Below are 13,057 nucleotides of genomic sequence, written 5' to 3'. Positions count from 1 at the left end.
GAGCCGGTGGATCCGGCGGCATACGGCAGGTTCCTGCCCGCCTGGCAGCACGTGGGTTCCGGGCTGCGCGGGCTCGACGGCGTGGCGACGGTGGTCGACCAGCTGTCAGGGGTGCCCATCCCCGCCTCGGCGTGGGAGCCACTGGTCCTCGGCCAGCGGGTGGCGAACTATTCGCCCGCGATGCTCGATGAACTCACCGCGACGGGTGAAGTGGTGTGGTCCGGCGCGGGATCGCTGGCGGGAAACGACGGCTGGATCGCGCTGCACCTCGCCGAGAACGCTCCACTGACGCTCCGGCCCGACACGGCCTTCGAGCCCACCGCCCTGCACACCTCACTGCTCGAGCTCCTGGGAGGCGGTGGCGGTTTCTTCCTGCGCCAGCTGGCAAACCTCCTGCCCGTCCAGGATGGGCCGTCGGACCCCGAGGTGGTGACCGCCCTCTGGGACCTGGTCTGGGCAGGGCGGATCAGCAACGACACGTTCACGCCCGTGCGCGCGCTGCTGGCCAATGGAAAGACTGCGCACAAACAGCGTCCGGCCCCGCCACGTGCCCGGTCATCGCGCGCAGGGCGCCTCGGCCGCGCTCCCGGCAAGTCCCTCACCGGTGCATCGATGCGCCTGCAGTCCGGGTCCGACGGCGGCGGCGGGTTCCAGCGCAGCACGCCCCCGCTGGCCGCGGGCAGGTGGAACCTCCTGCCGCCCCTTGAGGAGGAGACGACGCTGCACGCCCATGCAACGGCTGAGCTGCTGCTCGACCGGTACGGGGTGGTCACGCGTGGCGCGGTAGGCAATGAGGGCATCCCGGGCGGCTTCGGCCTCATGTACAAGGTGCTGGCCCGCCTCGAGGAGATGGGACGCTGCCGCCGGGGCTACTTCATCGAGCACCTCGGCGCCGCACAGTTCGCTGTTCCTTCCACTGTGGACCGGCTGCGCTCCTTCAGCGCCGACAACCAGCCGGCAACGTCGTCGGACATCCTCGGCGCAACCCGTGCCCCGTTGCAGGCCACTGCCCTGGCCGCCACCGATCCGGCCAACCCCTACGGCGCCGCACTCCCCTGGCCCTCCGCGGACGGCGGGCACCGTGCAGGGCGCAAGGCCGGCGCCCTGGTGGTTCTGGTGGACGGGGCGCTGGCGCTGTATGTTGAACGCGGCGGCAAGACCCTCCTGGCGTTCACGGAGGATACCGCGACGCTTGAGGCAGCAGCCTCCGCCCTGGTCTCGATCATCCGGCGGGGTGCTGCCGAGAAGATGGCGCTGGAGAAGGTGAACGGCGGGGAGATCCTTGGAACCACTGCCGGTACGGCGTTGGGTGCGGCCGGTTTCTATACGACTCCGAGGGGATTGAGGATCCGTGCCTGAGGGTGACACAGTATGGCGCGCGGCCCGCGAGCTCAACAAGGCCCTCGCCGGCAGAAAGCTCACCCGGTGCGATATCCGGGTACCCCGGTTCGCGACGGTCGATTTCACCGGGGATACCGTCGAGGACGCCGTGGCACGCGGCAAGCATCTTCTCATCCGCGGCGGCGGCAGCGATGGGTGGGACATCCATTCCCACCTGAAGATGGAGGGCCTCTGGCATGTCTATGCCCGCGGGGAGAAGTGGCGGCGGCCGGCCTTCAAGGCCCGCTGCATCCTCGAGACCAGCGACTCCGTGGTCGTCGGCTTCGAACTCGGTTTCCTGCGCGTGATCGCCCGCGCCGACGAGGAGGAAGCCCTCGGCTACCTGGGTCCGGACCTGCTGGGACCTGGCTGGGACCCCGGGGAAGCGCTGCGCCGCCTGTCCAGCCAGCCCGACCGGCCGATCGGGCTCGCACTGCTCGACCAGCGGAACCTCGCCGGCATCGGCAACGTGTACCGCTGCGAGCTCTGCTTCCTGGCAGGGGTTCATCCGCTGACTCCCGTATCCCGGGTCCCCAATCTTCCGCGAATGGTGGAGCTTGCCAAGAAGCTGCTCGAGGCGAACAAACTGCGCAGCACCCGGGCGACCACGGGACAGCTGAGGGGCAACAACCTGTGGGTCTATGGACGCTCCCATCGCGGTTGCCTGCGCTGCGGCACGCCCGTCACCCTGGAACAGCTCGGCGACAATGACACGGAACTGCGCGACCTCTATTACTGCCCCCATTGCCAGCCCGCCCCCCTGCAGCCCGGCGGCCCATAGGCCCGTGGGCCCGTAGGCTTGACGGGTGATGAAATCTCCGCTGCCCGTGCGAAACGGCGTCAACGCCACGCGTCTTCGCCTCCCTGCCGAGGGGCCCTGGGGCACGGCGCTCGAGTACATCCTCGACCGCTTCGATCATGTGAATCCGCAGGGAATCGGTGAGCGCTTCGACCGCGGCGAGGTGGTCGCACTCGGCGGGACCGTCCTGACGCGGGAGACTCCGCTGACGGATCACACCTTTGTCTGGTACTACCGGGAACTTCCCGTCGAGCAACGGCTCCCTGTCGACGTCACCATCCTTCACCAGGACGACAACCTGCTCGTCGTGGACAAACCACATTTCCTGCCGACCACCCCGGGCGGCATGTACGTTGCGGAGTCCGCGCTCGTGCGCCTGCGCGTCCAACTGCAGCTTCCCGACCTCATCCCGATGCACCGGCTGGATCGGATGACCGCCGGCATTCTCCTGTTCTCGGTCAACCCGGCAACCCGCGGCAACTACCAGCTGCTCTTCGAGAACCGCCGGATCAGCAAGGAATACGAGGCGATTGCCCCCGTCCGGCCGGAGCTGGACCTCGGAATCGAGCCGCTGACCGTGCGCAGCAGGATCATCAAGTCACGCACCTACCTGCTGGCCCAGGAGGTGGAGGGCGAACCGAACACGGAAACGACGATTCGCCTGACCGAGCAGCGCATCACCCCGCAAGGGGTGCTGGGGCGCTACCGCCTGCAGCCCCGCACCGGCAAGACCCACCAGTTGCGGCTGCATATGGCCGGCCTCGGCCTCGGCCTGATGAACGACCCGTTCTACCCGGTACTCCAACCCCAGCAGCCGGACGACTACGACAAGCCGCTCCAGCTTCTCGCGAAAAGCATTGCCTTCACCGATCCCCTGAGCGGCGCCGAGTCCTTCTTCGAGTCTTCCCTGGAGCTTTCCGGATTCGCCTGAAGTACCCTGGCGGTACATTGGAGCTGTGGAACTGCCCGGTGCCGACATTCCAGTCCTGCTCTACTTCCTCACCATGTTCGCCGTCATCTTCGTGGATGTAGTGTTCCCGATCGTGCCCTCGGAACTCATGGTGATCGCGGCAGGCACCATGGCTTCCCACGGTGCACTGTTCCTCCCCTGGGCCGTTCTGACAGCGGTGACGGCAAGTTGGCTGGGCGACCTCGCCCTGTTCCTGATCTTCCGCCGCCGCCTCACCCACTGGCTGGACCGCTTCCGCTGGGGGCGCTCGGTGCACCGCGGTTTGCGGAGCGCCGTGGAGAAGGCGGGGAAGTCACCCACCTACGCCGGGCTGGTTGCCGTCCGGTTCCTTCCCGGCGGCCGCACGGCGAGTGTCGCCGCCGCAGGCATTGCCGAGGTTTCACTGAAACCCTTCCTCGTCGCCACGGCCATCGGGGCAGTGCTGTGGACCGCCTGGCTGCTGGGTCTGGGGTACGTCACCGGAGCCACGACGGGCCTGCCGCTGTGGGTGAGCGCCCTCCTCGGGATGCTGGTCGGTACGCTGGTGGGGGGAATGACCGCTGCTGTCCTCGCGGTCAAACAACATCGGAAGGTCAGAAGAACCAATGAACACCCCGCAGAACCAGGGACTTAGGCTGCCGCACGCGCCGTCCTCGCCGCCCTCGGACGCAGCGGCTGCTACCGCTGCACAGGCTGCGGCCGACGTGCGGAGTACCGAAGCGGAAAAGCCGGTCGCCGGCGGCGCGCACAGCGGCAAGCCGGGAGTGCTGGAGCGGCTCAAGGCAGCCAGGCCCGGCATGGCGGCTCTTGACACGTCGTCGGTCGCCCCTCCTGCTGGGCTGGACGACGGCGGGAAAGCGGGCAACGGGGAACCGGAGCACCGCGCCGCCACCGACAGTGCCGACAGTGCCGTTCGCCTACAGGAGCCATCGACGCCTGCCGCTACCCGCGCCGCCACCGACAGTGCCGACAGTGCCGTTCGCCCACAGGAGCCAGCGACGCCTGCCGCTACCCGCGCCGCTGCCCGGGCTGCGGCAGCAGGGGCCGCAACCGCCCGGACGGCGGCACGAGGGGCCGCAACCGCCTCGCGGGCGGTCCGGGACGCGGGAAACACGTCGGGAAAATTTGTTCGACGGGGTGCATCCGCCACAACGGCGAATGTCCGCTCGTGGGACCCCGACAGAGTCCGCCAGGTTGCGGTGAGCCTGGCGGCCATCGCCTGCATCGGAGGATCGGCCGCCGGAGTCGGAGCGTTCGGTGGCGCGTCGATCAGCGATGCCGCCGGCGGCATCCTGGCGCCGGACGCAACCCTGCTGGCGCCTGCATCCAGGGCGTTCACCATCTGGAGCGTCATCTACGCCGGGCTGATTCTCTTCACCCTTTATCAGTGGCTTCCCTCCCAGCGCGCCGGCAAGCGGCAGCGTCGGCTCGGCTGGGTGGTTGCGTCGTCGATGCTGCTCAATGTCGCCTGGATCCTGAGTGTGCAGGCTTCGATGCTTTCCCTCAGCCTCGGCGTGATCCTGCTCCTGCTCGGCGTGCTCCTGTACGCGCTGCGGATCCTGAACCGCACGCGCCCGCGCTCGCGCTGGGAAGGCCTGCTCGTGGACGTACCCCTCGGCCTGTACCTGGGATGGGTCATCGTGGCGGCAGCGGCGAACATCGCCTCGGTTGCCACCGCCGGGCGGGCCGACCTCTTCGGCTGGGGCGGGCTGGTCTGGGCGCTGGTGGGCCTTGCTGCAGTGACCCTCGGCACCATGATGGTGTGCATGACGGATCGTGGACGGCTCTCCGTCGCCTTCGCTGCCTGCTGGGGACTGACGTGGATCGCCGTCGAACGGTTCTTCGGCGAACCTACGGCACCGGTGGTGGCGTTTGCCGCAGCCTTTGCCGTCTTCCTGGTCCTCGTCTCAGCAGGATCGCGCCGGCATCAGGTGGACCACAACTACCGGCGGTGGACCCGCGCTCAGCAGGACGCCACGCGCGAACCCCTCGACCTCCTCGCCACGCGCGAGCCCGACGACGCCGACCGCTAGTGGCTGATCCTTCGCCCGTACGCCTGCGGTCCCCGCGGGCGCGCCAGCGGGCTGCACACGTCAGGCGAAGGCTGAGATCCCGGTGATTGCACGGCCCACGATCAACGAGTTGATCTCGTAGGAACCCTCATAGGTATAGACGGCCTCCGCATCGGCAAAGACCTTGGCCATACCGTAGTCGGTCACAATGCCGTTGCCGCCGAGGATATTGCGGCCCAGTGCCACCGTCTCACGCATGCGCGCGGTGGTGTACGCCTTGGCGAGCGCGGCCTGCGGCATACCCGCTCCGGGGTGTTCCGCCTGGGCCTTTTCGACCCCACTTACCCTCGACTGCTGCTCGTCCTGCATCTGCGCCACCCGCACCATCATGGCCAGGCTTGCCGTGGCGTTGCCGAGCATCGTGACCAACTGGTCCTGCACCAGCTGGAAACTCCCGATCGGGCGCCCGAACTGGTGACGTTCCAGCGCATACTGACGGGCGATGTCGAACGCGGCGAGCTGCTGGCCCACCGCCTGCCAGCCCACGAGGATGCGTGAGCCGCGCAGCAGTTCCCGCGTATCGGAGAAGCTCGAGATCCCGGCGAACCTGTCGGCCTCGGAAACCCGAACGGCGTCGAGCGTGATATCAGCGTTCTGGACTGTACGCAGCGCCGTCTTGTTGTCGATGCGGGTGCGTGTCACCCCGGGAAGGGTCGCGTCGAGGATGAACCCCCGGATACCCTGCGTCTGCGCGTCCCGCGCCCACAGCAGCATGTAATCGCAGAAGGTGCCGTTGCCGATCCAGCGCTTCGCCCCGTTGATGACCCACTCGTTCCCCACCCGCGTAGCGGTGGTGGCCATGCCTCCGGCGACGTCGGACCCGTGCTGCGGCTCGGTGAGCGCGAAGGCCCCCGTGATGCGCAGGTCCATCGCGTCCTGCAGGAGACGCGTTTTCTGGTCCTCGGACCCGAACGCATGCAGGGCTTCGACGAACAGGTCATGGTGAACCATGAAGAAGGTGGCAAGCGAGGTGTCGGCCCGTGTCATTTCCGCGATCACCATTCCGCCGAAAAGGTGGCTGTAGCCCTGGTGAACCGGGGTACTGAGCTGCAGTGCAGCGAGTTTGGGAAGGATCTCGTGCGGGAACTCGGCGCGGTTCCACCATTCGACGGCCTGCGGGGCAACCTCTTTGGCAAGGAAGTCGCGAACGTCCTGCAGCTTGTCGCGCTCCGGCTTGGTGAGGAGGGATTCAAAGCCGAGGAAATCCGCGGAGGGAAGATCGTCCATCATTTCGGCGCCATCCGGATGGCGCCGTCGAGCCGGATGGTCTCGCCGTTGAGCATCTGGTTCTGGACGATGTGCGCGACGAGCGCCGCATACTCTCCGGGTTTCCCGAGCCTCGAGGGGTGCGGCACCTGGCGGCCGAGGGAGTCCTGCGCCTCCTGTGGCAGTCCCGCCATCATGGGGGTTTCGAAAATGCCCGGCGCAATGGTGACCACACGGATCAGGTACCTCGCGAGCTCCCGGGCGATCGGTAGCGTCATCGCAGCGACGGCACCCTTCGACGCCGAGTAGGCGGGCTGGCCGACCTGCCCGTCGAATGCTGCCACGGAGGCGGTGTTGATGATGACGCCGCGCTCGTCGGAGCCGCCTGCGGGACGCACGGGCTCGATGGCGGCCATCGCCTCGCTCGCGAGCCGGATGACGTTGAAGGTTCCGATGAGGTTGACGTTGATGACGCGGGCGAAGTCGGCGAGGGGCAGGACGCCGTCCCGGCCAAGAACCTTTCCCGGAGTGGCGATGCCGGCACAGTTCACGAGCACCCGCAGCGGTCCCAGTTCGCCGGCGGCCCGGATCGCCGCCTGCACCTGGGCTTCGTCGGTCACATCGGCCCCGATGAAGCGGGCACGCGCGCCCAGCCCTGCCGCCAGGTCAGCACCCGCCGAGTGCGGCAGGTCCACCAGAACCACGGAAGCACCGTCGTCGAGCAATCTTTCCGCGGTCGCCCGTCCGAGACCCGACGCACCCCCTGTCACCAGTGCCACTGAGCCTGCGATGTCCATGGAAGGCCGTCCTTTATGCGAATGATGCTGCGCTCCGGGAATTCCGGATGCCAACGCCAGAGTACTGTGACGTACGGCATAGCGCATCCAGCGGCCATGGGATTGAGCAATCTGCTCAAGACCGGCCGCACCACCCTTCGCTAGGGTGGTTTTATGCTCACTGTGCCTCCCGCCCGGCCCGATCCCGCATCGAGGGCGCGCTTTGCCGCCGCAAGCGTGGAGGCGATTTTCGGCGGGCGTTCCCTCGGGCTACCGGGAACGCGGCTCGCAGCGGTTGCCTTCCCGCACCCCGTCGGCCTGCGCGGCCATTGGCATTACTGGTGGCAGGCACACTATATGGACTGCCTGATCGACCAGTACGAACGCCTGGCGGAAAGTGACCCGGGAGAGGCCGCCGTGGCCCTGCGGCGGGCATCCCGGCTCGCGCGCGGAATCTGGGTGCGGAACGGCCTGCACTGGACGAACTCCTACTACGACGACATGGCCTGGCTCGCGCTCGCTCTCCAGCGCCTCGAGGCAGCATCCACAGCAGCCGGACGACGATGGCGCGGCACCGGTATCACACCCCTCGAAAACGCGCTTCGCTCGGCGCACACCGCCGAGCTCGGCGGTGGGGTTTTCTGGAATACGACACGGGACTACAAGAACACGGCGACGACGGCGCCCGCCGCGCTGTACTTCGCGCGTTCCGGCGAACAGGAGCGGGCTACCGACCTGATGACCTGGTTGAGGGAGAACCTCCGGGACGGCGCGACCGGACTGTATTTCGACGGCGTTCGGGCCGACCCTGATACGCCGGCTTCCGGCACGATTGTCCACGCTATCCACACCTACAACCAGGGGACGGTCCTCGGCGCGCTCGTGACCCTGGGAGGCCGGGAGCACCTGGCCGAAGCCGCCGGCCTGATCCACGCGGTCAAGGCTCACCTGGCCGACAGTGCTGGCGTACTGCGCATGACCGCCGGGGGCGACGCCGGGCTCTTCACCGGCATCCTGGCTCGGTACCTCGCGCTGGCGGCGCACACCCCGGGCCTGGCCGGTGACGCCGTCCGGGCGGCCGTCGAACTCCTCGACGCAACCTCCGATGCACTCTGGAGGCGCCGCTCCCCCGGCAGCGCGCGGAATTCCTCGGTGTTCCCGCCAGGGAGCAACGGGCAGGGCTCCAAGCCCGTCAGCCTGTCGACCCAGCTCCAGGCCTGGATGATCTTCGAGGCCGCCGCACGGGTCCAAGCGGCAGGCCCCGCGCATAATAACGACACAGGAATGTGACTAATTTCCGGAGACGTGCGACACTTTCGGTATTGCCGAGAACTTCTTAGGCAAGGCTTACCTGGCGCACCGTTCCCCGGGCACCAGCACCCGTTCCGCCGTCAGGCCCCACCCTGCCCGGTAATGTCCTTTGAAAGGCTCCAATGAAGCTCCGTTCCACGTCGGCCCGCTCAGCAGTGCTGGCAACTGCCCTCCTCCTCACCACCACCGCATGCGGTGGTGGCACCGAGCCGGCCGCCGAAACCGCTCCGTCAACCGGCCCCGCGTCAGCGGAGCCGGCCGGGATCAGCGGCGAGATCACCGTGTACAACGCACAGCATGAGTCGATGACCCAGGCGTGGGTCGATGAATTCACGGAGCAGACCGGCGTCGAGGTCACACTCCGCCAGGGCAGCGATACGGAAATGAGCAACCAGATCCTCCAGGAAGGCGAGCGCTCGCCCGCGGACGTGTTCATCACCGAGAACTCACCAGCCATGACGCAGGTGGAGAACGCGGGCCTCTTTTCCGACCTCACGGAGGAAACGGAGCAGAACGTTCCCGAGGAATACCGCCCGTCCACCAACAAGTGGGCCGGCGTTGCGGCACGGTCCACCCTCTTCGTGTACAACCCGGAGAAGGTTCCCGAGGCCGACCTTCCGGAGTCGCTGCTGGACCTGGCGGACCCGGAGTGGTCGGGCCGATGGGGCGCTGCGGCAGGGGGCGCCGACTTCCAGGCGATCGTCTCGGCGATGCTCGACGTCGAGGGCGAGGAAGCCACCGCCGACTGGCTCGGCGCCATGAAGGACAGCGCGAAGATCTACCCCAAGAACGGTGCCGCGATGAAGGCAGTGAACTCCGGTGAGGTCGATGCGGCAGTGATCTACCACTACTACTACACCGCGGACCAGGCAGGCACCGGCGAGAACAGCAGCAATGTGGCTCCCTACTACTTCAAGGGTGAGGACGCAGGAGCCTTCGTCTCGGTTTCCGGTGCGGGAGTGCTGGAGTCCTCCGACAACCCGGCTGCCGCGAACGCGTTCCTTGAATTCATCACCAGCAAGGAGGGCCAGGAAACCCTGAGCACGGGCAGCGACTACGAATACCCCATCAGTGCTGACGTGGCGCCGCGCGAAGGGCTTGTACCGCTCGAGGAACTTGAGGCACCGGCCATCGATCCAGCCGACCTCAACGGTGAGAAAGTCGTGGAGCTCATGACCTCGGCCGGACTGCTCTGAGGCAGACTGCAGCGTCGGAACTGCAGCGTCGCCCATGACCTGGGCCGGGAAGATCCGCACGACGGCGGGCAGGAACACCGGTTCCCGCCCGCCGGCCGGCGTGGTGGCGGCGGTGGTGTTGGTGACCCTTGCAACCTTGGTGCCCCTCGGCTTCGTCGTCTCGATGACACTTGCGACGGGATGGGAAGCCGCGGCAGAACTCGTGTTCCGCCCGCGGGTCGGCGAACTGCTCTTCAACACGATCGCCCTGCTGATCCTCACCATCCCCGTCTGCCTCCTCCTTGGTGTGGGTGCTGCGTGGCTGGTGGAGCGCACCGACCTTCCGTGGGCGCGGCCCCTCTCCTTCCTTCTCGCAGCCCCGCTCGCCGTGCCCGCATTCGTCAACAGCTACGCGTGGGCCGGCACCATCCCGTCCCTGTCCGGCATCAGCGGCGGAGTCCTCATTTCAGTGCTGAGCTACTACCCGCTGGTCTACATTCCCGCAGCAGCGACGCTCCGGCGCCTCGACCCCGGCCTGGAACAATCGGCTGCATCGCTGGGGCTCGGGCCCTGGCAGGCCTTCTTCCGGGTCGTGCTTCCGCAACTCCGCCTGGCCATGGGGGGAGGCTCGCTCCTGGTGGGCCTCCACCTGCTCGCCGAATTCGGCGCGTTCTCCATGATCCGCTTCGACACGTTCACGACGGCGATCCTGCAGCAGTTCCAGTCCACGTTCAACAGCGCGGCGGCGAACATGCTCGCGAGCGTTCTCGTCCTTCTCTGCCTGGTGCTCCTGCTGGCCGAAACCTCGACGCGCGGCCGCGCCCGCTACGCCCGGCTCGGCTCCGGTGTGGCGTCCTCGCCTGGGATTTACGTCCTGGGAGGCTGGAGGCCGCTGGGGGTGGCCGCCACCCTGGCGCTGGTCGGCCTCGCACTGGGGGTGCCGCTCTGGAACGTCGCCCGCTGGCTCATCGCCGGCGGGCTGGAGGTCTGGGAAGCAGCCGAACTCTCCACGGCCCTCCTCCAGACGCTGAGCTACGGCCTCATCGGCGCAGTCGTCACTGTGGTGGCCGCCTTCCCGATCGCCTGGCTTGCAGTGCGCCACAACGGGAAGTTCAGCCGGCTGCTGGAGAGCAGCAACTACATCACGAGCTCGATGCCCGGAATCGTGGTGGCGCTCGCCTTCGTGACCGTGACCATCAACATCGCGTACCCGTTCTATCAGACGGCACCCGTGGTCATCACGGCCTACGCCCTGCTCTTTCTGCCCCGCGCGCTCGTCAGCCTCCGCGCGGGGATCGCCCAGGCTCCCCGCGAACTCGAAGAGGCCTCGCGCGCGCTGGGCAAGCCGCCCCTTGCCTCCTTCCTGAGGGTGACGCTCCGCCTGTGCGCCCCGGCGGCCGCTGGTGGTGCAGCCCTGGTTTTCCTCGGCATCTCCAACGAGCTCACCGCCACCCTCGTGCTGGCGCCGTCGGGCGTGTCCACCCTCGCCACGCGCTTCTGGTCGCTGAGTTCTGAAATAGACTATGCCGGGGCCGCACCCTATGCGCTGCTGCTGATTCTGTTGTCCCTGCCCATGACATACCTCCTGTACCGGCAATCGCGAAAAGCCGTCGGCCAGTAGCTCCCGGAGGATTTTCCATGACAACCCACCCGGCAACCCCGGACGGAAATCACCTCGACCTGGTCGACGTGGCACGGTCCTTCAACGGCGTCGAAGTCCTCAAGGGGCTCACGCTTTCGGTGCAGGGCGGAATCACCACAGCCATCGTCGGACCGTCAGGGTCGGGGAAGACGACGCTGTTGCGGATCATTGCCGGATTCGATTCCCCGGACTCGGGAACCGTCTCGCTGCAGGGGAACCTCGTTGCCGGTCCTGGGGTGCTGGTTCCCGCACATCGGCGCAACATCGGCTACGTGGCCCAGGACGGCGCCCTGTTCCCCCACCTGTCCGTCGGGGAGAATGTCGCTTTCGGCCTCGACCGCCGGGCCTACCCGCGCCGATCTGCCCGGGCACGGGTCGTCAGGCTTCTGGGGATGGTGTCCCTGGACTCCAGCTACGCCGACCGCCGGCCGGATGAACTGTCCGGCGGCCAGCAGCAGCGGGTGGCCCTGGCCAGGGCGCTCGCCCGCGGTCCGTCACTCATGCTGCTTGATGAGCCCTTCTCTGCGCTGGACGCCGGTCTTCGCGTCGCAACACGCAAGGCTGTCGCGGCAACGCTCGCCGAAACGGGAGTCACCACCATCCTGGTGACCCACGACCAGTCGGAGGCACTGTCCTTCTCCGACCAGGTCGCGGTGCTGCGGGAAGGAGTCCTCGCACAGGTCGGCAATCCCTTCGTCGTCTACACGCGGCCGGTCGACCGGCAGACCGCCGAATTCCTGGGTGACGCGGTCATTCTTGAGGCCGATCTCCAGGGTTCACTGGCGTACTGCGCGCTCGGCGCGATTCCTGTCCGCCGGCCCAGCTGCCAGGGCGCCGTGCAGTTGATGCTTCGGCCGGAGCAGATCCGCATCACCGAGCATGGCACGATTGCCGGAACCGTTTTGGAGACGGACTTCTTCGGCCCCGAGGTGACGGTCACCATCCGGTTGGAGGGTCCCGGCCCGGCTGGAGCGGGCGGGGAGGTCATCACGATCCGGCACTGGAATGCGGCGATGGCCCGGATCGGCACCCGCTTGAGGCTCAGTGTCGTGGGGGAAGGGGTTGCCTTTCCCGGCGCCCCTGCCGCTACACGTTCGGTGTAGGCGGATGTGCCCGCTGCGGATACGGGGTTTCGCCGCGCCCGAGCATGCTGGTGAACGCGGCGATGTTCCGCTGCCGCGCCGCCTCGGTCTTCAGCTGGCTCAGCCGGAAGATGAGCGCATACCTGTTCTGCGCCGACAGTACGTCGAACATAGCCTGCGCCGCCGGGTTCCCGGCGATGGCGGCGAGCAGGTCCGCGGGCACCTCAGCAGTTGCGGAACCGGCGTAGGCGCGTTCCCAGCGGCCATCGTCCACTGCCGCCTGCACCGCGACGCGGCCGGCAGGCTGCATGCGGCCCGCCCCCTCCAACCGCTCCACATGCCCGCGGTTCCGGACGGACCAGATACTTCGCGCCGCGCGCCGCGTGAAGCGCTGCCCGAAGCTCATTGCGTCCCGGGGGCGGATCTGCCCGTCGATCCATCCGAAGCACAGGGCCTCGTCAAGCGCCTGCGCATACGTGAGGGTCGTCAGGGAGCCGCCTTTTTTCGAGAGGACGAGCCAGACGCCGGGCGATGCCGCGTGGTTCTCCTCGAGCCAGCGGCGCCACTCGGCGGCGTCCTGCAGCAGCAGTTCGGGAACCTCGGGCTTCATGAAGCCACGCTAGGCCACCGATGCTCGAAGGACCAGCCGGTTTCCCCCCCCGCCC

Annotated in this window: 11 protein-coding genes and 1 pseudogene; 9 read left to right on the top strand and 3 right to left on the bottom strand. The window is 67.7% G+C overall.

The window, feature by feature from the left end; all coding sequences use genetic code 11:
* The 5 genes and pseudogenes from Y704_RS24445 to Y704_RS24830 all read left to right on the top strand — a co-directional run.
* Positions 1-1,359: pseudogene (locus Y704_RS24445) on the top strand (ATP-dependent helicase); the annotation flags it as partial.
* Positions 1,352-2,161, top strand: coding sequence for an Fpg/Nei family DNA glycosylase (locus Y704_RS0108260; protein WP_026549780.1), 810 nt, complete (start codon positions 1,352-1,354; stop codon positions 2,159-2,161). The pseudogene Y704_RS24445 and the gene Y704_RS0108260, both read left to right, overlap by 8 nt.
* A 28-nt stretch (positions 2,162-2,189) precedes the next feature.
* The gene (locus Y704_RS0108255) at positions 2,190-3,110 is read left to right on the top strand and encodes a pseudouridine synthase (protein ID WP_026549779.1); all 921 of its coding nucleotides are present in this window, start codon (positions 2,190-2,192) and stop codon (positions 3,108-3,110) included.
* A gap of 25 nt (positions 3,111-3,135) precedes the next feature.
* Entirely contained in the window at positions 3,136-3,762 is a 627-nt protein-coding gene (locus tag Y704_RS19835) for a DedA family protein (RefSeq protein WP_253904262.1), read from the top strand.
* Positions 3,734-5,161, top strand: a complete 1,428-nt coding sequence (locus tag Y704_RS24830) for a tryptophan-rich sensory protein (RefSeq protein WP_051476825.1) — start codon at positions 3,734-3,736, stop codon at positions 5,159-5,161. Before Y704_RS19835 ends, Y704_RS24830 begins: the two co-directional genes overlap by 29 nt.
* Before the next feature lie 60 nt (positions 5,162-5,221).
* Here Y704_RS24830 and Y704_RS0108240 read toward each other — a convergent pair whose 3' ends face one another.
* A complete protein-coding gene (locus Y704_RS0108240; RefSeq protein ID WP_026549778.1) occupies positions 5,222-6,427 on the bottom strand; it encodes an acyl-CoA dehydrogenase family protein in 1,206 nt (401 codons plus the stop codon).
* Positions 6,427-7,203, bottom strand: coding sequence for a 3-hydroxyacyl-CoA dehydrogenase (locus tag Y704_RS0108235; protein ID WP_026549777.1), 777 nt, complete (start codon positions 7,201-7,203; stop codon positions 6,427-6,429). The genes Y704_RS0108240 and Y704_RS0108235 overlap by 1 nt, the downstream gene beginning before the upstream one ends.
* A gap of 153 nt (positions 7,204-7,356) precedes the next feature.
* Between Y704_RS0108235 and Y704_RS0108230 the strand changes: the two genes are divergently transcribed.
* From Y704_RS0108230 to Y704_RS0108215, 4 genes are all read left to right on the top strand, one after another.
* Positions 7,357-8,472, top strand: coding sequence for a glycoside hydrolase family 76 protein (locus tag Y704_RS0108230; protein WP_026549776.1), 1,116 nt, complete (start codon positions 7,357-7,359; stop codon positions 8,470-8,472).
* Between the two features lie 143 nt (positions 8,473-8,615).
* Positions 8,616-9,689: an iron ABC transporter substrate-binding protein gene (locus Y704_RS0108225; RefSeq protein WP_026549775.1), complete on the top strand. Its 1,074-nt coding sequence runs from the start codon at positions 8,616-8,618 to the stop codon at positions 9,687-9,689.
* A 34-nt stretch (positions 9,690-9,723) separates the two neighbouring features.
* Positions 9,724-11,289 carry an ABC transporter permease gene (locus tag Y704_RS0108220; protein ID WP_026549774.1) on the top strand — a complete coding sequence of 522 codons (1,566 nt, stop codon included), beginning with the start codon at positions 9,724-9,726 and terminating at the stop codon, positions 11,287-11,289.
* Between the two features lie 17 nt (positions 11,290-11,306).
* On the top strand, positions 11,307-12,413 hold the full coding sequence (locus Y704_RS0108215; RefSeq protein WP_026549773.1) for an ABC transporter ATP-binding protein: 1,107 nt from the start codon (positions 11,307-11,309) through the stop codon (positions 12,411-12,413).
* On the opposite strand, the gene Y704_RS0108210 is transcribed toward Y704_RS0108215, so the two are convergent.
* Positions 12,397-13,002, bottom strand: coding sequence for a YdeI/OmpD-associated family protein (locus tag Y704_RS0108210; RefSeq protein ID WP_026549772.1), 606 nt, complete (start codon positions 13,000-13,002; stop codon positions 12,397-12,399). The genes Y704_RS0108215 and Y704_RS0108210 overlap by 17 nt on opposite strands.
* Between the last annotated feature and the right edge of the window lie 55 nt (positions 13,003-13,057).

This window comes from Arthrobacter sp. Br18 (assembly GCF_000520555.1).
Taxonomy (GTDB): Bacteria; Actinomycetota; Actinomycetes; order Actinomycetales; family Micrococcaceae; genus Arthrobacter_D.
Note: the sequence above shows the minus strand (reverse complement) of the source record. Positions and strands in the feature narration are given on the sequence as shown.

Excerpts from the sequence above, each read along its gene's own strand:
- Y704_RS0108215 (WP_026549773.1), top strand. The coding sequence starts at position 11,307 with ATGACAACCCACCCGGCAACCCCGGACGGAAATCACCTCGACCTGGTC.
- Y704_RS24830 (WP_051476825.1), top strand. The coding sequence starts at position 3,734 with ATGAACACCCCGCAGAACCAGGGACTTAGGCTGCCGCACGCGCCGTCC.
- Y704_RS0108220 (WP_026549774.1), top strand. The coding sequence starts at position 9,724 with ATGACCTGGGCCGGGAAGATCCGCACGACGGCGGGCAGGAACACCGGT.
- Y704_RS0108240 (WP_026549778.1), bottom strand. The coding sequence starts at position 6,427 with ATGGACGATCTTCCCTCCGCGGATTTCCTCGGCTTTGAATCCCTCCTC.
- Y704_RS0108230 (WP_026549776.1), top strand. The coding sequence starts at position 7,357 with ATGCTCACTGTGCCTCCCGCCCGGCCCGATCCCGCATCGAGGGCGCGC.
- Y704_RS0108210 (WP_026549772.1), bottom strand. The coding sequence starts at position 13,002 with ATGAAGCCCGAGGTTCCCGAACTGCTGCTGCAGGACGCCGCCGAGTGG.
- Y704_RS0108225 (WP_026549775.1), top strand. The coding sequence starts at position 8,616 with ATGAAGCTCCGTTCCACGTCGGCCCGCTCAGCAGTGCTGGCAACTGCC.
- Y704_RS0108255 (WP_026549779.1), top strand. The coding sequence starts at position 2,190 with ATGAAATCTCCGCTGCCCGTGCGAAACGGCGTCAACGCCACGCGTCTT.
- Y704_RS0108235 (WP_026549777.1), bottom strand. The coding sequence starts at position 7,203 with ATGGACATCGCAGGCTCAGTGGCACTGGTGACAGGGGGTGCGTCGGGT.